This is a genomic window from Schaalia cardiffensis F0333, from assembly GCF_005886435.1.
In the GTDB taxonomy this organism is placed as follows: Bacteria; Actinomycetota; Actinomycetes; order Actinomycetales; family Actinomycetaceae; genus Pauljensenia; species Pauljensenia cardiffensis.
Genome location: NZ_CP040505.1, coordinates 707,591 through 726,446 on the forward strand (window position 1 = coordinate 707,591; position 18,856 = coordinate 726,446).

14 protein-coding genes, 2 pseudogenes and 1 other annotated feature are annotated in these 18,856 nt (G+C 61.8%); of the genes and pseudogenes, 11 read left to right on the forward strand and 5 right to left on the reverse strand.

Features of this window, described 5'->3' with window-relative positions:
• Window positions 1-49 precede the first annotated feature (49 nt).
• Window positions 50-2,995 carry a translation initiation factor IF-2 gene (gene infB, locus FFA61_RS02860; RefSeq protein WP_040313490.1) on the forward strand — a complete coding sequence of 982 codons (2,946 nt, stop codon included), beginning with the start codon at window positions 50-52 and terminating at the stop codon, window positions 2,993-2,995.
• Window positions 2,996-3,563: 568 nt separating this feature from the next.
• On the opposite strand, the gene FFA61_RS02865 is transcribed toward infB, so the two are convergent.
• On the reverse strand, window positions 3,564-4,595 hold the full coding sequence (locus FFA61_RS02865) for an endonuclease domain-containing protein (protein ID WP_005961804.1): 1,032 nt from the start codon (window positions 4,593-4,595) through the stop codon (window positions 3,564-3,566).
• Between the two features lie 1,021 nt (window positions 4,596-5,616).
• On the opposite strand from FFA61_RS02865, the gene rbfA reads away from it, so the two are divergent.
• The 7 genes from rbfA (at window position 5,617) to FFA61_RS02900 (ending at window position 14,458) form a co-directional block, all read left to right on the forward strand.
• On the forward strand, window positions 5,617-6,054 hold the full coding sequence (rbfA, locus tag FFA61_RS02870) for a 30S ribosome-binding factor RbfA (RefSeq protein ID WP_005961800.1): 438 nt from the start codon (window positions 5,617-5,619) through the stop codon (window positions 6,052-6,054).
• Window positions 6,055-6,056: 2 nt separating this feature from the next.
• On the forward strand, window positions 6,057-7,514 hold the full coding sequence (gene truB / locus FFA61_RS09540) for a tRNA pseudouridine(55) synthase TruB (RefSeq protein ID WP_005961798.1): 1,458 nt from the start codon (window positions 6,057-6,059) through the stop codon (window positions 7,512-7,514).
• Window positions 7,511-8,500 carry a bifunctional riboflavin kinase/FAD synthetase gene (locus FFA61_RS02880; protein WP_005961797.1) on the forward strand — a complete coding sequence of 330 codons (990 nt, stop codon included), beginning with the start codon at window positions 7,511-7,513 and terminating at the stop codon, window positions 8,498-8,500. The genes truB and FFA61_RS02880 overlap by 4 nt, the downstream gene beginning before the upstream one ends.
• A gap of 617 nt (window positions 8,501-9,117) precedes the next feature.
• On the forward strand, window positions 9,118-9,387 hold the full coding sequence (rpsO, locus tag FFA61_RS02885; protein WP_005961796.1) for a 30S ribosomal protein S15: 270 nt from the start codon (window positions 9,118-9,120) through the stop codon (window positions 9,385-9,387).
• A 439-nt stretch (window positions 9,388-9,826) separates the two neighbouring features.
• Window positions 9,827-12,175: a polyribonucleotide nucleotidyltransferase gene (locus FFA61_RS02890; RefSeq protein WP_005961795.1), complete on the forward strand. Its 2,349-nt coding sequence runs from the start codon at window positions 9,827-9,829 to the stop codon at window positions 12,173-12,175.
• 712 nt (window positions 12,176-12,887) lie between these two features.
• Window positions 12,888-13,763, forward strand: coding sequence for a sensor histidine kinase (locus tag FFA61_RS02895; protein ID WP_131247143.1), 876 nt, complete (start codon window positions 12,888-12,890; stop codon window positions 13,761-13,763).
• Window positions 13,760-14,458 (forward strand): response regulator transcription factor, encoded by a 699-nt coding sequence (locus FFA61_RS02900; protein WP_005961793.1) that lies wholly within the window; start codon window positions 13,760-13,762, stop codon window positions 14,456-14,458. Before FFA61_RS02895 ends, FFA61_RS02900 begins: the two co-directional genes overlap by 4 nt.
• Window positions 14,459-15,065: 607 nt before the next feature.
• Here the strand turns inward: FFA61_RS02900 and FFA61_RS09400 are convergent.
• From FFA61_RS09400 to FFA61_RS09590, 3 genes are read right to left on the reverse strand one after another with little or no spacing between them, the layout of a single operon-like run.
• A complete protein-coding gene (locus tag FFA61_RS09400) occupies window positions 15,066-15,404 on the reverse strand; it encodes a YlcI/YnfO family protein (RefSeq protein WP_005961791.1) in 339 nt (112 codons plus the stop codon).
• The gene (locus tag FFA61_RS02910) at window positions 15,401-15,688 is read right to left on the reverse strand and encodes a hypothetical protein (protein ID WP_131247141.1); all 288 of its coding nucleotides are present in this window, start codon (window positions 15,686-15,688) and stop codon (window positions 15,401-15,403) included. The genes FFA61_RS09400 and FFA61_RS02910 overlap by 4 nt, the downstream gene beginning before the upstream one ends.
• A gap of 28 nt (window positions 15,689-15,716) precedes the next feature.
• Window positions 15,717-15,788: a hypothetical protein gene (locus FFA61_RS09590; RefSeq protein ID WP_423213311.1), complete on the reverse strand. Its 72-nt coding sequence runs from the start codon at window positions 15,786-15,788 to the stop codon at window positions 15,717-15,719.
• Between the two features lie 18 nt (window positions 15,789-15,806).
• Here FFA61_RS09590 and FFA61_RS09505 point away from each other — a divergent pair, with 18 nt between their 5' ends.
• Entirely contained in the window at window positions 15,807-15,938 is a 132-nt protein-coding gene (locus FFA61_RS09505; RefSeq protein ID WP_005961787.1) for a hypothetical protein, read from the forward strand.
• Between the two features lie 87 nt (window positions 15,939-16,025).
• Window positions 16,026-17,209, forward strand: a pseudogene (locus FFA61_RS02920) (IS3 family transposase).
• Window positions 17,210-17,401: 192 nt separating this feature from the next.
• Here the strand turns inward: FFA61_RS02920 and FFA61_RS02925 are convergent.
• Window positions 17,402-18,556: pseudogene (locus FFA61_RS02925) on the reverse strand (IS3 family transposase); the annotation flags it as partial.
• Window positions 18,147-18,278, reverse strand: a sequence feature (AL1L pseudoknot). It overlaps the preceding pseudogene by 132 nt.
• Between FFA61_RS02925 and FFA61_RS02930 the strand changes: the two are divergent.
• Window positions 18,555-18,800, forward strand: coding sequence for an IS3 family transposase (locus FFA61_RS02930; RefSeq protein ID WP_138588755.1), 246 nt, complete (start codon window positions 18,555-18,557; stop codon window positions 18,798-18,800). The pseudogene FFA61_RS02925 and the gene FFA61_RS02930 sit on opposite strands and share 2 nt — an antisense overlap.
• Window positions 18,801-18,856: the final 56 nt, after the last annotated feature.

Sequence of the window (18,856 nt, forward strand, 5' to 3'; positions counted from 1 at the left end):
AATACAAGTAACGCGTCTCCGTCCGGAGGCGCTTCCGGACAGGAGAACAGTGGCAAAGTTGCGTGTCCACGAGCTTGCGAAAGAGCTCGGAATCACCAGCAAGGAACTTTTGACGTACCTCAAGGATCACGGAGAGTTCGTCAAGGCATCATCTTCGGCCCTCGAGCCGCCAGTCGTGCGTTCCGTTCGCGAGCACTACAGCTCGAAGGGAACAGGGGAGGAACAAAACCCCGCAGCGAAGACCTCGGCTTCGAAGAAGCCGAGCGCCCCGAAAGCCTCAGCGGCCAAACCCGGGGATAAGAGCACTCAGTCTTCTGCCAAGGCGAAGACCCCTGCGAGCGCGCCCGTGCCCGCCGATCCTCGTGCCGCCGCTTCAACGGGACCGGCCTTTTCTTCCACTCCCAAGCCAGGTGCGACTCCCGCAGCGCCCAAGCCCGGTGCGGCTTCCGCAGCGCCCAAGCCGGGTGCAGCTCCGAAGCCCGGTGCTGCGCCTAAGCCTGCTGCAGCCCCGAAGCCTGGCGCTGCCCCCAAGCCTGCTGCGAGCCCCAAAGCTCCCGCTCCCAAGGCGAAGACCACTGGCCGTGACGGCGCTCCTGCAGCTCCGCGTCCTGGAGCTCCGCGTCCGGCGGGCCCCCGCCCTGGCCCGCGTCCCGCTGGCCCGCGCCCGGGCAATAACCCCTACGCATCCAGTCAGGGAATGCCCCGCCCCGGTGGCACCGGTGGTCCGCGCCCTGGTCCGCGTCAAGGCGGCCCCCGTCCCGGTCAGGGCGGCAGTGAGCGTCCCGCACGCGGCGGTGCTCCCCGTCCAGGAGGCAGCGGCGGTCCTCGTCCCGGTGGCGCACCCCGCCCGGGCGGACGCTCAGGCGGTAACCGCCCGAACCCGGGAATGATGCCCGGCCAGGCGAACTTCGCCCGTAACGCTGCGACTGGCACGAACGATCGTCCCACGCGCGGCGGCGCTGGAGGCCGTGGCCGCGGTACTCGCCCCGGAGCCGGAGGAGGCGCCGGTGCACCCGCAGGCGGCGGTTTCGGCCCCGCACGTGGAGGCGGTCGCGGAGGACGCGGCGCCACGCCGGGTGCTTTCGGTCGTGGTGGCGGTCGCAATCAGCGTGGCCGCAAGTCCAAGCGCGCGAAACGTCAAGAGTTCGAGCAGCAGAACGCTCCCGTCATTGGTGGCGTTTCAATTCCCCGCGGCAACGGGCAGGTCGTTCGTATCCGCCAGGGGGCGTCCCTCGCCGACTTCGCGGAGAAGATCGACGTCAATCCCGCAGCATTGGTGACCGTCCTCTTCCACCTCGGTGAAATGGCGACCGCGACCCAGTCGCTCGACCAGGACACTTTCGAGGCTCTCGGCGCTGAACTCGGCTACGACGTCAAGGTCGTCTCCCCTGAGGATGAGGACCGTGAACTTCTCGAGTCCTTCGACATTGACCTCGAGGCGGAAGAACTCGACGATGCCGAGCACATGCAGCCGCGTCCGCCGGTCGTCACGGTCATGGGCCACGTTGACCACGGCAAGACCAAGCTCCTCGACGCGATTCGTCATACGGATGTCGTCGACACCGAGCACGGCGGCATCACCCAGCACATCGGCGCCTACCAGGTGAACGTCGAGCATGAAGGCAAGACTCGTCCGATCACCTTCATCGACACCCCCGGTCACGAGGCCTTCACCGCGATGCGCGCCCGTGGCGCGCAGGTCACCGACATTGCGATCCTCGTGGTCGCTGCCGATGACGGCGTGATGCCCCAGACCGTTGAGGCGATCAACCACGCTCAGGCCGCGAACGTGCCGATCGTGGTCGCGGTCAACAAGGTCGATAAGGAAGGCGCCTCCCCGGATAAGATCCGTGGTCAGCTGACCGAATATGGACTCGTTGCTGAGGATTACGGCGGCGATGTCATGTTTGTCGACATTTCGGCGAAGGAACGCACCGGTATCCGTGAACTCCTTGAAGCGGTCCTCTTGACTGCGGATGCGGCGCTCACCCTTGAAGCGAACCCGGATACTGCGGCCCGTGGTGTCGCAATCGAAGCGAACCTCGACAAGGGACGTGGCGCGGTTGCAACCATGCTCGTTGAGCGCGGCACCTTGCGCATCGGGGACGCCATTGTCGTCGGTTCTGCTCACGGCCGCGTCCGAGCGATGTTCGATGACACCGGAGCAGATGTCGCCGAAGCTGGGCCCTCACGCCCGGTCGCCGTCCTCGGCCTCGCGTCGATTCCCCGTGCAGGTGATTCTTTCCTCGTCGCCACCGACGAGCGCACCGCACGCCAGATCGCCGATAAGCGCGAAGCCGCAGAGCGGCAGGCCATGCTCGCCAAGCGCCGCAAGCGCGTCTCCCTCGAGGACTTCGACAAGGTCCTCAAGGAAGGCGAGGTCGACACCCTCAACCTCATCATCAAGGGCGACGTTTCCGGTGCTGTCGAAGCGCTCGAGGATTCGCTGCTCGGCATTGATGTGGGCGAGGAAGTCCAGCTCCGCATCATCCACCGTGGCGTCGGCGCGATCACGCAGAACGACGTCAACCTCGCCACAGTCGATAACGCGGTCATCATCGGCTTCAACGTTCGCCCGGCTGAACGAGTCGTGGAACTCGCGGACGCCGAGGGTGTTGAGATCAAGTACTACAACGTCATCTACTCGGCGATCGAGGATATTGAGGCCGCCCTCAAGGGCATGCTCAAGCCGATCTACGAGGAGGTATCTCTCGGCACCGCGGAGATCCGTCAGGTCTTCCGTTCCGGCAAGTTCGGCAATATCGCGGGCTCGATCGTCCGCTCCGGCACGATCAAGCGCGGCACGAAGGCGCGCCTGGTCCGCGATGGTGTCGTCGTCGCCGACAACCTCGAGATCCAGTCTCTGCGTCGTGAAAAGGATGACGTCACCGAGGTCCGCGAAGGCTACGAGTGCGGTATCACGCTCGGCTTCAAGGACATCACCGAGGGTGACCTCATTGAGACCTGGGCGATGCGTGAGAAGCCTCGCGACTGATTCTAGGGAAGGTCCTGTTCTTTCCAGGATGATCCTGCTCGCGCGCTACGCGTGCGCGTAGGAGCGCAGGAGGGGTCCGGGTTGACGCTACAACGTCAACCCGGGCCCTTTTCTTATCCCTGGTCCACAAGTCGGACCTTCTCCTAGGCCTTTTCTTATCCCTGGTCCACAAGTCGGACCATATCCTTGGAAACTCAATGCTGCTGAAACGGTTTGCGCTGATCAGAGGGGAATTAATCGATGTCTGGTTCGGCTTGTGTGCTTCTACCTTGGCCCTTTGTCCGACTTGTGCTCCCGCCTTCAAACGCATTGTCCGACTTGTGCCCAGCTAGGCCATGCAGTCCCGTACTCAGCCGGGCCCTAACGCACCTTGGCGCTCGGCGTGCCCCAAACACCACCTCCGGCGTGAAACTACCCCGAGCTACCCCCGTCATGGCTTATGCTCAGAGCCCGGCGCTGAGCAGGGCCCTAATACGCCTTGACGCTCGGCATGCCCCAAACATCACTCCCGGCATCAAGTTGCCCTAAACACCCCCTCTGGCGTCGAGCTGCTCCCAAACGAGTCCCGTCATTCGCGCATCCCCAAAGCCAGACGCCGAGCCTCGATGATGCGCACAAGTTCGGCGGCTAAACCTTCAGGATCCTGAAGATCCGCCCAATCGAAGCGAATCACAGTCCAACCCGAGGCGACGAGGAGTCGCTCTCGTCGTCGCTCCGCCTCGATCGTTCTGTGGATCTGCTGCACGGATGCCCCATACTTGCCTCGGCCATCGAATTCGATCGCGAGGCGCAGCTCGGGCAGCGCCATATCGACGAAAAAGTGTTGTCCCGCCTCGCACACATGCATCTGGGTGTGAACTCCGCGAACACCGGCCCTCAGCAGATTCCATAAGAGCCAGGCCTCAGCGGGGGATTCACAGGCCGGGTCGGCCCAAGCGAGGATTCTCGAAGCCTGCTCCCATCCTCGGCCTCTGGGGAGCTCATGCAATGCTGCGAGAGATTGACGGCGAACACGGTCACTTGCCATTGGCGCGGGCCTTTCGCCCTCGAAGATATCGAGGATCGTGCGATAAGCCTGACTGACGAGTATGAACGCGATCCGTGGAGGGCTCAGAAGCGCGGTGCTGATTGCTGCAGCATCCAGGTCCTGTGCGAGGATGCCATGCACCCTCACCGAGTGAGTCCTTACATGGGTCGAACCAACGAAGGTGACTGGGACCCGAGGAGCGATGATGATTCCGTCGAGAACAACTGCCGGAAGAACGAGGGCTCCTCGTGAAGTGCCCCGGCCGCCGGTAAAGGAGATCCTCGCAGCGTTTTCGGCGGGGAGAGGCTCGGGTAGGTCAAGCCCGTGGAGAAGCAAAGCGGAACGCCCGACAGCGGTGCTCGCCCGGCGAAGATGACTGACTGCGAACACCCGGGCGATCTCCACCGCTCGTCGTTGCGCCCAGGGGGTTTCGAGGCCGCGCAGGAACTCCGACTCGAGGTGGACACCGCGCGCGATCTTGATGGTGTCGGCGTTCAGGCGGCAGTGCTTGTGGCGGCGCCCGGTGAAGTGCACTCGTTTTTCGACCTGGGTGATGCTCGGCGTTGCGGACATGCGTGCAGCTTCTCTCCCTGTGGGAATCTGAGCGAGTCCGTCAAAGGGGGCCTGTGGACCGGGAATAGGGCGAGATTGAGCTGGGGAGAGTGGGGGTGTTGCAGGCTCGACGGGGGTTCTCGGCTACGGGCTGGGGTGCTGCAGGCTCAACGGGGTCCTTTTGGATACAGCTGGGGCTGCAGGCTCGACAGGGGTTCTTGGATACAGCTGGATCTGCTTGTTGTGGGCGTTCGGCCACAAGTCTGCTCCGGGCTCTACGCGGCTTCTCGATTGCCAATGCGCCCTTGGCTGCGAACGGGCGTTTGGCTACAAGTCGGACGCTCGCCTTGGAAACCTGACGAGGGCGAGCGGGTTTGCGCTGATCAGAAGGAAAATCATGAAGGGGGACTCCGGGTTATGCGTCCCCAGCCCGACTTGCGGTCCGACATGTGCCTCTGCGAGTCCAACTTGTGCCCCTGCGGGTCCGACTTGTGGCCCGCGAGAAGCCCGCGCACCGTTTCTCCAAACCAGCCCCACTTCTCCTGTCAATCCCAGCTCCCACCTGGGCATGGTTGAGCTGTTACCGCCGAGGATCGTGCCCTCGACGATTTCCCAGCTCCCACGTAGACATGGCGCCCTAGCGCTTGGCGGCGCCGTCAGCGCCAACATCAATCCCAGCTCCCACGTGAGCATGGTTGAGTTCGGAGCCGCCGCAGCCATGATCGGCCTGTCAATCCCAGCTCTCACGTGGGGGCGGTGCTCTCGATTGTGCAGAACCCCGTACCATGGGAGACCGGAATACGGGTCGTTTCTCAACTTCGTCTGGCTCAACAAGCCGTGCGAGGCTACGCCACGAATCCGCATGCCGCTACGCTGGCGTGCGGAGTCCTGAAAGGGCAAGCACCTAGTCTGCGCGCCCGCGAGCTTGCGCACAGCTTCGAGTGGACTCCGCGTTGCGCGAGTTCGAGTGGACGCCGCACCTCGGACAGGCTCGGCCAGAGCAGACGCATGGCCAGACGACCCACGACTTTCAGGAGGACTCATGGCAGACGAAGCCCGCCAACGCAAGGTGCAGGATCGTATCCAGCAGACGGTCGCGCGTCTGCTTGGACGAAGGATCAAGGATCCGCGACTGGGCTTCGTGACGATCACGGATGTGCGCGTGACCGGCGACCTACAGCACGCCTCGATCTTCTACACGGTTCTCGGTGACGATGAGGACCGTAAAGCGACGGCTCGTGCTTTCGAGTCGGCGAAAGGCATCATCCGCTCTGAGGTCGGCAAAGCCCTCGGGATCCGCCTGACTCCGACGATCGAGTTCATTCTTGATGCATTGCCCGACTCGGTCGCCGCGATCGAGGGCGCGCTCGCGGCCGCGAAGGCCAAGGACGAACAGATCGCCCGCCACGCTCAGGGAGCCGCCTATGCCGGCGATGAGGATCCTTACCGGCATGATGATGCGGACGAGGACGCGCTCTGAGGATGGCGAAGCGTCCAGATCATTCGCTTCCAGGGATCCTCATCGTCGATAAGCCTTCGGGCATGACGAGCCATGATGTCGTGTCTCGCGTGCGGCGCCTGGCTCATACCCGCAAAGTCGGGCACGGCGGCACTTTGGATCCGATGGCGACGGGCGTTCTGGTCGTGGGCGTGGGCAAGGCGACTCGCCTGTTGACTTTCATTACGGGGCATTCGAAGACTTATGAGGCGACGATCCGTTTCGGCCTGACAACTTCCACTGATGATGCTGAGGGCGCCCTTGTTCAGGCCCTCGGCTGTGCCTCTTTGTCCCTCGATGAGCTTGAACATGCGATGGAGGGTCTTCGCGGGGAGATTGACCAGGTGCCCTCTTCGGTGTCGGCGAAGAAGATTGACGGCAAACGCGCCTACGAACTGGTGCGCGAGGGCGTTGAGGTTGAGCTCAAGGCGAATCGAGTGACGGTTTCGCGTTTTGAGCGCTGTTCGGATCTGCGCCGGGCGACCCTCGACACGCCCTCGGGCCGACTCGAGGTTCTTGACGTGGATGTGGTCGTCGATTGTTCCTCCGGCACCTACATTCGCGCCCTTGCGAGAGATCTCGGTTCGGCGCTTGGTGTCGGGGCGCATCTGACGCGTTTGCGACGCACCCGCGTCGGCGCCTTCACTCTTGAGGACTGCCGCACTTTGGATTCGCTCGAGGACGAGGCCGCGAACTCGCTAGTTCCGTGTCATCCAGAGATGCCGCTGCCTGCGCCGACATCTGCAGGGGCTTTGAAATCCGCTTCTCACGCAGAAGCGCCTTTACCTGCTCCGGGCTTGATTCCGCTGGATGAAGCGGTCACGGCGATGTTTCCGATCATTTCCTTGAACGAGGCCGAAGCTGCGCGTTTTCTTCACGGCAACCCCCCGAAGCGCGGTCCCAAGGAGCTTGAAGCCCTGATGTGGGCCGCCCCCGTTCATAGAGCCCCTGTGCCGCCTACCCCCGGAGTAGCCGCTTCGCCTGCCCCAGAAGCTACTCTTCCTTCTTCCCCTGAAAGCGCTGTTTCACCTACTCCTGAAGCGCCCGCTGCGCTTACCCGAGGGGCGCCCGTTTCGTCTGTCTCAGGAGCCCTCGCTGCGTCTGCCCCAGGCGTCGCTGTGACGCCTTCTCCTGAAGCCCTCGCTGTGCCGACCCCCGAAGTGCCCGCTACGTCTGCCTCAGGGGTGTCTGCTTCACCTGCCCTTGAAGCCCCCAACCCGTCTAGCCCTCGAACATCAGCGAAAGATGCGCTCGCTTCCACAATGCCCGATCATGGAGCAGGCCTCAACGCCCGCACTCGAGGAGAAACCGCCCCCGTCCTCGTCGATGGGGACACCACCATCTTCGCTGCGGCTGATCCGAAGGGGAGAATCCTCGGACTGATCGATGCGTCGAAGCCGCGCCTGAAGACGATCTGCGTATTTTTCGGAGGGGAAGGATGAAGATCTGGTCAACGCTGTCCGATGTGCCCGGAGGCGAGAGGTCTGTCGTCACGATCGGCAACTTCGACGGAATGCACAATGGGCACAGGCGCGTCGTCTCTTCGTGCGTGGAGCGCGCCCGCAAACGCGGCACTGACGCGGTTGCGATCACTTTCGATCCGCACCCCATCCAAGTGCATGCGCCGGAAGCAGGCTTGCAGCTCATCTTCCCGCTTCGCGATCGTCTTGACGCGATGGCAGCATCGGGGCTTGATGCGACTCTCGTCGTCCACTATGACGCGAGTGTGTACATGCTCGAACCAGAGGAGTTCGTCGTCGAGTTTCTCGTGGAGCGTCTCGGTGCGGTCGAGGTCGTTGTCGGAGAGGATTTCCACTTTGGGCGCGCGAACCTCGGGACGATTGACACGCTTCGCGAACTGGGGCGTCGATATGGCTTCGATGTCACAATGGTCACTGATATTCAAGCGCCCGAGGGCAGGCGCTGGTCGTCTTCGTGGGTGAGGGAGCTTCTTGCCGAGGGCGATGTCGCCGGTGCCGCACGAGTCCTCGGACACCTCCATCGCATCCGCGGTACTGTCGAGCACGGTTTCAAACGAGGACGCGAACTCGGATTCCCGACGGCGAACCTGCAGGAGGGGATCGAGGGGGTTGTGCCCGCTGACGGGGTGTACGCCGGATGGGTCGTGCGCCAGGTGCCGGGGACGGAGTCGGCAGAGTTCTTGCCGTCTGCGATCTCGGTGGGGACGAACCCGCAGTTCGATGGTGTCAAGCGGACGGTCGAGGCTCATGTTCTGGGCCGCTCGGACCTCAACTTGTATGGCGAGCGGATTGCTGTTGTCTTCGTGTCGAGGATCCGGCCGATGCTGGCTTTCGACTCGCTTGAAGATCTGCTCGCCCAGATGGATGATGACTTGCGTCAATCGGCGTATGTCCTCGGGGTGGGGGTCGCCTCGAGGATTGATCCTGAAGACGTCACCGCCTGCTGAGTACTGCCTTGGGTGCAGGGCCAGAGCGCTCCGAGGCCAGCAGCTCCGAGGCCAGAGCGTCCCAAGAGTCGGGCAAGGCCAGCGGGGCGCAAGACTTGCGTGGGCGCGCGTCGGCACAGCTTGCCCCGGGGTTGCGCAGCGCGCCGCAGGGGCCGCGCGGTGCTCCCTCGGGGCGGGCGCGGCGTCAGGGCGGTGCGTCACCTGAGACCGAGCGCTTCGCTTTCGGTTTCGCGGGACATTCTTGGGTTGCGCGGCCGCTCGGCCACAAGTCGGACATTCAGAGCCAGATTTAGCCGAGCCGAATGGGAAAAGCTCAGAACGGCGCGGGCTCTAATGGGGCATGGTGCGAGCGTCGTCCGACTTGTGCCCCTTGCCTTTCCCACACCCCAGCTTCTCCCAGCGTCCGCTCTTCCCACGCCCCGAGTCGTCCCCACACCTCTTCCCCCTCCCTTCCGACGTGCCCGATCGCACACCCTTTTGCCCGCGGATCAGCCCATTCCTGTGAAAGTACGTATCTTCGCCCGTGCTAGCCTTGAAAGGCCGTCAGATCGGCCGCGGACTGTCAGCGGTAGGGAATAGCCCTCCCGCCCCGCGCAACGAGTCATAAGGAGAAGCCTGTGCCCCTGAGCAAGGACGTCAAGGATCAGATCATCGCCGAATACGCCACCCACGAGGGCGACACCGGCTCCCCCGAGGTTCAGATCGCGCTCCTCACAAAGCGCATCAAGGACCTGACCGAGCACTTCAAGTACCACACGCACGACCACCACTCGCGCCGCGGCCTGCTGCTGCTCGTCGGTCGTCGTCGCCGCCTCCTCGGCTACCTGGCCTCGATCGACATTGAGCGTTACCGCTCCCTCGTCGAGCGTCTGGGCCTGCGCCGCTGAGCCGTCCCGGTCCGATCCTCTTCTTGAGGACCGGGCCGGTTTTGCTTGCGCGTCCGAACGGGGCGCGCAAGCAATCGACCACGAGGGGCGCGCCCGCAGGTCTCATTCGACTCCTGAGGGCCGCTCCCCATCATCGAGGACGCTGCCGCAAAATCGGAAGAGAACGGGAAGACCACACGGGTCTCCCTGATGCGCACCACTCTCCTGGACGCGCATCACTCTCCCGGATGAGCGCCAGCCCTTCACCCTGAGGCCACTCGAAAGGCCTCGCCGAGGCCTTGAGCCTCTTGCCCGTTCCACTGCGCACCGACCGACGGTTTTCGACAGTGGTTCACGGACCTCCGCGACATTGGGTCGTTCGGATTGATGCCGTGGACTTCGATCGAAGGCCGAAGCCGGGCGCGACTCTCATATCCCCGAAACAAGGAGAAACGCCACCATGATGGAAGGCTCCGACATCATCGCCGCTGAGGCGATCATCGACAACGGCAGCTTCGGCAAGCGCACAGTGCGCTTCGAGACCGGCCGCCTCGCGAAGCAGGCCGCTGGGTCCGCCCTCGCCTACCTGGACGACGAGACCACGGTCCTTTCCGCGACCACTGTCGGCAAGTCCCCGAAAGACCAGTTCGACTTCTTCCCGCTCACCGTTGATGTTGAAGAACGCGCGTACGCTGCGGGCCGCATCCCCGGTTCTTTCTTCCGCCGCGAAGGCCGCGCAGGCACTGAGGCGATCCTCGCCGCGCGCCTGATCGACCGTCCGCTGCGCCCGGGCTTCGTCAAGGGCCTGCGCAACGAGGTTCAGGTCGTCGAGACTGTTTTGACTGTCCACCCGGACGACGCCTACGACGTCCTCGCGATCAATGCCGCGTCGATGTCCACCCAGATCGCGGGCCTGCCTTTCACGGGCCCGATCGGCGGCACTCGGCTCGCCCTCATTGACGGCCAGTGGGTCGCTTTCCCGCGTTGGTCTGAGCTTGAGCGCTCCGTGTTCAACATTGTTGTCGCGGGCCGCATCGTCAAGGCCGAGGACGGCTCCGAGGATGTCGCGATCATGATGGTCGAGGCTGGTGGCGGCAAGAACCAGTGGAACCTCATCCAGGCCGGCGCCCCCGCTCCGACCGAGGATGTCGTCGCTGATGGTCTTGAGGCCGCGAAGCCCTTCATCAAGGTGCTGTGCGAGGCTCAGATCGAGGTCGCGAAGCACGCTTCGAAGGAGACCGCTGAGTTCCCCCTGTTCATCGACTACACGGATGAGCAGTACAAGGCTGTTGAGGAGTTCGTGGGCGACAAGCTCGCGAAGGCGCTCCTCACGGAGGGCAAGCTCGCCCGCGATGAGGCCGTTGACGCGGTGAAGGCTGAGATGCTCGAGGGGCTCGCTGAGAAGTACCCGGAGCAGGAGAAGGACCTCAAGGCCGCTTTCCGCTCTCTTGAGAAGTACACGATCCGTCAGCGCACCCTCCGCGAGGAGATCCGCATGGACGGGCGCACTCCGCGTCAGATCCGTTCCCTTTCCGCCGAGGTCGAGGTCCTCCCGCGCGTCCATGGTTCGGCTCTCTTCCAGCGTGGAGAGACGCAGATCCTTGGTGTGACGACCCTTGCGATGCTCCGCATGGAGCAGCAGCTCGACAACTTGTCCCCGGTGACGGCGAAGCGCTACATGCACCAGTACAACTTCGCGCCCTTCTCGACGGGCGAGACTGGCCGCGTCGGCGCTCCGAAGCGTCGCGAGATCGGCCACGGCGACCTCGCCGAGCGTGCCCTCATCCCGGTGATTCCGCCGCGCGACGAGTTCCCCTACGCGATCCGCCAGGTCTCCGAGACGATGGGCTCGAACGGTTCGTCCTCGATGGGGTCCGTGTGTGCTTCGACTCTGTCGCTCCTGCAGGCCGGTGTCCCGCTGCGCGCCCCTGTTGCGGGTATCGCCATGGGTCTGATGACCGGCGAGGTCGATGGCGTGCAGAAGTCCGTGACCCTGACTGACATCCTTGGTGCCGAGGACGGTTTCGGTGATATGGACTTCAAGGTCGCGGGCACGAAGGACTTCATCACGGCTCTTCAGTTGGATACGAAGCTTGACGGCATCGACTCGCAGGTTCTTCGCGGCGCTCTTGCTCAGGCCCGCGACGCCCGTCTTGCGATCCTCGATCTGATCAACCGGGCGATTGACGGCCCCGATGAGATGAGCCCGAATGCGCCGCGCATCATCACGGTTCAGGTCCCGGTCGATAAGATCGGCGAGGTCATCGGCCCGAAGGGCAAGATGATCAATCAGATCCAGGAGGATACTGGCGCCGATGTGACGATCGAGGACGATGGCACGGTGTACATCGCCTCTGCTTCTGGCCAGTCCGCTGAGGCAGCTCGTCAGATGATCAATCAGATCGCGAACCCGCAGATGCCCGAGGTCGGCGAGCGCTTTGTCGGCACGGTCGTCAAGACCACGTCTTTCGGTGCTTTCGTGTCGCTGACCCCCGGTAAGGATGGGCTCCTGCACATTTCACAGGTGCGTCGTCTTGTCGGTGGCAAGCGCATTGAGTCGGTTGAGGATGTCCTCCAGGTCGGCCAGCAGGTCGAGGTGGAGATCGCTGAGATCGGTGATCGTGGCAAGCTCAGCTTGCACGCCGTCCTTGACGAGGATGCCGCAGCTGCCGAGGCTGCGGGCTCTGAGTCGATGGAGCGCACGGAGCGTCGTGAGCGCCGTGATCGTTCTGAGCGTCGTGAGCGCCGCCCCCGTACTCGCACGCGTCGTAAGCGCGAGGACGAGGAGGAGTCCGCTTCTGAGGAGTGATCCTCGTGTAGGCGGTGCCACTCGCTGATTGAGATGGGGCCGGGGAGCAGTCCACTCCCCGGCCCCACTGTGTCACTACATGTCCGGGGCCGGACCGTTGTGGCGTATTCGCCCTGCTCATGACGTAGCTGGCGTTGCGCGTTCGGCTGATGCGGGGAGAGACTACGGGGAAGATATCGACATTCCTCGATAGTCGCGGATGTCCTCATCGGTGTTGAATGGATGAATGGAGCTGTCCAGCGACACCAGTGGAGGTCAACTGTGATTCGTCGAGTGCTTGGAATGATGGCGGCGATGTCCAGGATGATGGGTATGGTCAATCCTGCAGTCTCCCAGGATGCTGATGACACGTCGAGCGTTTGAGCGTTCGTGTGTCTCCTGTGGAGTTGTTTTGTCGTTTCTTCCCGAATTATCCCGCGTGTCGAGGCGCGTCGCGATAGTGAGGCTATTCCAGCGTTTGCTTTCTGCTGTCAGAAGGACTCAATGCTGGGGGAAGCATTTCACTTATCCGGCGGTCGCGCTGGTTTTTCTCTCATTCGACTGCTACTCTCTGCTCACTTCGGGGAGGATGCCATGGCGTTCCCTTCTAGTAGCAACGATCATTGCCGGAGGCATGGCAGCAGCAGCGTGGTTCTCCACTCTCGGGAGTGTGACAGTCATAGCCGTGAGCTGCCTCGCCATCATCTCACCCGCTAGTCTCCTCGACGCGCTGATGACGACGTTTCTTGTCGTCCTCGCTACAGCTGAGTTGATTTCACAGAATCGGTGGGTTCTCGTAGTGATTTCCGGCGTCGCCGTGTCTGGTGCTTATTATCTTGAGCCTGTTGACCGTTCTGGTGCGTTGCTTGTTTGGTTGTTGCTGCTTCAAATGGTTATCGCTGTTTCGATTGGTCTACTCATGCTGACGAGCAGTAAGCAAATTGAACTGCTCAAACAGCAGGTGGAGTACCTCGCCCATAGGACGAATACAGAGCTCGCCGTGACGCTTCACGACACGGTGATCACGGATCTGACCAAGGCCCTGGTCATGGTCCGCTCCCTCCAAGTGCCCAATCGGGATCAGCCTTTGTACGCACTTGCCGACATTGAACAATCAATAGCGCGTGCCATCACTCAATTGCGTCGTACAGTAACAATGCTGCAACCCCGCAACGACCCGATGAACGAGTCGGTGTCTCATGCGCTTGATGATGCCGCCCAGATGCTTCGTATGGGACGTCGACGACTGCACAGCGCCCTTCCCGACGAACACGAGCTGTCAATGCTTCTGGGTGCCACGCGACTGCGATTCCTCGTTGTTTTCCTCAAGGAAGCACTGATGAACTGCGTGAAGTATGCGCCTGTTAACTCGATTGTCAACGTGTCGGCGGATGTGTCGGAGCGCGGCGTGGAAGTCACCGTCGTATCGGATCTGTCGAAGGAAGAACTGGATCTTCAACTCGAATTGTCGTCCGGACTGGGCATCATGAGTCTACAGAGCCGAGCACAGACGCTTGGCGGTGATGTGTACTTCGGTACAGTGCCCGGACGATGGATAATATCCCTCGTCATGCCGATCGATGCTGTCCGAATCGGGGGAGTGGAATGACCGCCCCCATGTCGACGGCCGAACGTATCCGCCCCATTCGAGTGATTCTGGCGGACGATGATCCCAATCTGCGCGACGCCCTCGCCTCCCTTCTGGGCATGGATCCTCGCATCAGCATTGTCGGGACCGCTGCTGATGGGCGCGAGGTCCTCGCGCTTGTGGAACACCGCCCTGCCGACATCGTCCTGATGGATGTCGAGATGCCCGTGCTTGACGGAGTGGAGACTACTCGGATCATGTCCGAGCTCCACTCATCGGTGAGAGTCGTGATGTTCACGGCCTTCGAGGTCCAGCATCGCCTCAGTGAGGCCTTCGCCGCAGGAGCCTGTTCGTTTCTTACGAAGGATCTACCTGTGGTTGAGATCGTGGATTCTCTCCTCCATATTTATTCGGGGCACCGCGTACTCGCGCCCAGGGCGATGGATTTTGCGCTCGACACGTTGCGATCACTTGGAGAACAACAGGAGCGCACCGAAGGCTGGGCTCGCACCGTTGATTCGCTCTCCATCGGCCAACGGGCCGTATATGAATGGCTCATCCAGGGCGCGACGAATCGGGAGATTGCAGAGCTGACCAATTACTCTGAGGGTACCGTGCGCACCTACGTCACCCAACTCCTCGATTGCTTCGGCTGCTCATCCAGAACTGAACTTGCCGTTCGCGCCGCTCGGATCGGGTCGACTCCGGGTTGTTGACTTTCCTCGATCGAGGGGCGACGGCCCCGGAAATAGGGTTGCGCCATCGATCCTTTGCGTGGGGACTCAAACCGGCTCTTCGTATTTGAGCGTGGGGTAGGTGTGTGGGCCGCCGCCGTTGAGGAGTATTCTGAGGCGGTTGTTGTCGGGGTTACAGACCCCGGCCACCATGAGCACAACACCACGGATGCAACTCGATGATGGCACACTCGATGACGGTGGGCTGCTCGTTGAGTTGCTGCCACAGCGCTAGGTGGGGGCGTGTGATGTCTCGGTGGAACAACATGGGTGTGTGGGCTCTCATCGGTGAGGCGTGCTACTGGCTCGCAGCCGCGGGGCTGGGCGTTAACTTGGCGTATTCGATGATTCGGGGGATTCAGGATTCTGAATTCATGTGGTGGATGGCGATATTCCTGATGCTGTTAGGTGCCGGATTCAAGGAATATGATCAACGTATTCGTCGGCGGAACGAGTCAGGGCCCTGACTCGCGCAAAGACCTGGCATCGATATTGGTCAATAGCCATCGTTCAATGCCGCGGCTACATCTGATGTGCACAGTCTGCTGGCAATCCAAGGATGCCTCCTGGCAGTGATCAATACCGGCGGTTAGGCGGGTTGAAGATACGCTTCGAGGGCGGCGCGGATGACATCGGAGACTGTGAGGTCTTTGGCGTCAGCATATGCATCCAAGCGATTGTTCAGATCCTCAGGCAGCCGTACCTGGCGCCGCGGCGACCGCCCATGACCCGTAGCGCGCGCTCTCCCGAGATTAGGTCGGCCCCCAGTGGTCACGCCATGAGTCACCATGAACGACGCAAGATCGCCCGCGTTGGCGAGCGTCCTCGACCCGAGTGCGGGTCCGAGTTGCTTGAGTTCGCCCCTTTCCGCTGTGTCTGCGAGGGCGCTGTAGCGGGCTTCTTCTTCCTCAGTCAGTGTGTGAGTCACGATTCGTTCTCCCATTCTGTGTGCCCGGCTTCGTAGACCAGATGCTTCCACGCGTCGGTGACCTCCATTGCGTGAAAGATCTTGATATCTGCGCTCCCCCTGATCGAAGCAATCACCTCGATGAACCGCCGTGCTTGAGGGTGCGGCAATCCGACGAAGACCATGGTCTTTTCTCCCGGCTCTCCTTCAATCGAAGCAGCGTTAACGTGATGGAAAACAGCGTGCAGGGCTTCTTGTTGAGATACCCCGTGGCGTCCGGCACTCTTAGTGAATCTAATGGCCACACGAGAATGGTACTACCAATCTATGGTGTTAGCAACCCACAGCGCGTCTGATTGTTGAGGTTGAGCAGTCAAGGATCCGCCCGATGCGAGCGAGGCTCATGCCCTGGCGGCGCAGATCTTGAGCGAGTACGACCAACTACGCATCGCGATCGTCACCTGGATCGAACGCACCTACCACAGGCACCACAGACACGACCACCTCGGCCGCTGGGTCTGTCTGATGAACGGTGTGTGGGGGTTCTTGATCTGAAAGGGTGAAGTGTTGTGGGGGTCTGTTGTAGGTTTTGGTGACACTTGATGTGAGCGCATTTGTGTGTGTTTTGGAAGGATTGTCATTATTCCTCAGGCGTATCCCAAAGAGTTCCGTGAGGATGTTGTGCGTGTGGCTCGAAGTGGTGGTGCCCCGATTCGACAAGTTGCCAAGGATTTCGGTATTACCGAGTCGTGTCTGCGACGTTGGATCGCCAAAGCTGAGAGACCACGCGACGTTGACGCTTCAGCGGCGTCGGAGTCAGCTGAGCTTCGCGCGTTGAGGCGCCGTAATCAGGTTCTCGAGCAAGAATAATGAGATCCTGCGAAGGGCAGCGGCGTTCTTTGCTCGGCAGATCAGACCACAATGAAGATTCCCGCTCGTTTGCGAGCTGGCCGCAGACGGGATCCCCGTCGCCAGGACGTGTCGGGTCCTGGGCTTGCATCGCCAGCACTACTACCGGTGGCTCAAACGCCCCATCACGGATGCGGAAGTCACCCAGGCGTACCGGGCGAATGCTCTGTTCGATGCTCACCGCGATGATCCCGAGTTCGGCTACCGGCTGTTGGCTGACGAAGCACGCGCCCGAGGTGAGATGATGTCGGACCGGACGGCTTGGAAGATCACCTCGAGCAACAAGTGGTGGAGCGTGTTCGGTAAGAATGAGGAGGCGGGGTGCCAAGCCGGGTCCTGCCGTTCATGATGACTGATGCGCTCGAGTGGATGCTCATGGGCAGATCCATCACGAATTCGCTGCTTGTGGGCCCAATGAGCTGTGGTTGACGGACATCACCGAGCACCAAACCGGCGAGGGGAAGCTGTACATGTGTTGCGTCAAAGACGTTTTCTCCAACCGGATCGTCGGTTATTCGATCGCATCTCGGATGAAGTCACGTCTGACTGTTGACGCGTTGAACAACGCCGTCGCCATGCGCGGTGACGTCTCGGGCTGCATTGTCCATTCGGATCGTGGAAGCCAATTTCCGATCGAATAAATACCAGAAGGCTCTCGCCCATCATCATCTCGTCGGATCGATGGGCAGGGTCGCGTCCTGTTCGGACAACGCCGCCGTGGAGTCCCCTTCTTCAGCCTCGTCCAAAAGAACGTCTTGAACCGGCGTGTCTGGACGACTCGGGAGCAGCTGCGGATCGCCTTGGTCACCTGGATCGAAGGACCCTACCACCGGCGCCGCACACAAACCCACCTCGACCGCTTGACACCCATCGAATACGAAACCATCATGATCCCCGCAGCTATCACCACCGCCTAACCCACCCTGTCACCAAACCCTACAACAGACCCTGTCAAGCCCCGGGTTTTGTAGAGGGTGTTTCATCTGGTTGCGGCGGCTGCCTTTTGGGGGGTGTGGGGTCTGGTCTGTTCCGGCGGGGGTGGGGTGTGAGCGTTCTCGTGTTCTTCTGGGGTGTGCATGTTGATCGCGGAAGTGAGGGCGGATGGTGTTGTACCAGTGGACCCATTGGGCCGTCGCGATCTCCAGGTCGTCGATGGAGTTCCAGGGGCCCTTGTTTCGGACCAGCTCGGCTTTATACAACGAGTTGAGTGCCTCGGCGAGCGCGTTGTCGTAGGAGTCGCCCTTGGAGCCGACCGAGGAGACGGCGTCGCAGTCGGCAAGGGCTTGCCCGTAACGGATCGCGGTGTACTGGACGCCCCGATCCGAATGGTGAATGAGGCCTGTTAGGTCGGCGCCGTCGCGGCGTCGACGCCAGATCGCCATTTTCAACGCGTCGAGGGCGAGGTCGGTGTACAAGCTGGTGGAGGTCTGCCACCCCAGGATCCGACGCGAGTAGACGTCGGTGACGAACGCGACGTACACCCACCCGGCGTGCGTCTTCACGTAGGTGATGTCCGCCACCCACAAGATGTTCGGCGCGAGCGCAGCGAAATGCCGATTCACCCGGTCCATCGGACACTGATCCTTGGGTGTGGACCGGGTAGTGTTCGGGCTCTTTGCCCTCCGGATGCCGCTGATACTCATGGCTCTCATGAGGCGCTCCACCGTGCAGCGGGCGACATGACCTGCCCCATGGTGTGCGGCAGCCTCGGACCGGTTGAGCATGACGTGCATCTTCCGAGCGCCGAAGGCCTCATAGTTCTCCTCATAAATCCGGCGGATCTCCCCCCTTCAACACGTCATCACGCTGCGATCGGGCCGATGGGGGACGCTGCTTGCGCGCCCAATACGCCGACGGGGCGACCTGGACACCGGCTGACACCAGCTGCTCACAGATCAGCTCGACCCCGTACTCTGCCCGGTTCTCATCGATGAACCCATCGATGTCTCTTATCGGCGGCCTGGCTCCGCCTGGGCGAAATACGCGCTCGCTTTCCTCAAGATCTCGTTGGCGCGCCGCAGCTCCCGGTTCTCCTTCTCCAACTCCCGGATCCGCTGGGCATCCGCACTCGTCGTCCCCGCCCGAAGACCACCATCAATCTCCGAACGCTTCACCCAGGAACGCAACGCCTCAGGATGGACACCCAACTCACCAGCAATCCGAGCGATCGCACCCTTGGACCGCTCAGGATCCCCACGGGCCTCCAACACCAACCGAGTCGCACGCTCACGCAACTCATCAAGATACTTCCTCGAACTCGTCATGACAGTGATCCTTTCCAATCATCACTGCCTCTATCAAACCCGGAGCGATTCATCGTTCTTCGCGACCCTGAAAGTGGAGTTCTACTACCAGAAACCACACTGCGGCGGAATTGCCACGAAGCACGAAGTCGGCGAATGGATCAGCTTCTACAACCAGACCCGATTCCATTCCACCCTCGGATACATCACACCAGCCCAAGCCTGGACCGACCGGATGGCTGCCAGCCACACCCTGGCGGCCTGACACGCAAGAAGGAAAACCAGAACCACTGCCCAAAAACCTGACAGCACATCATGGGT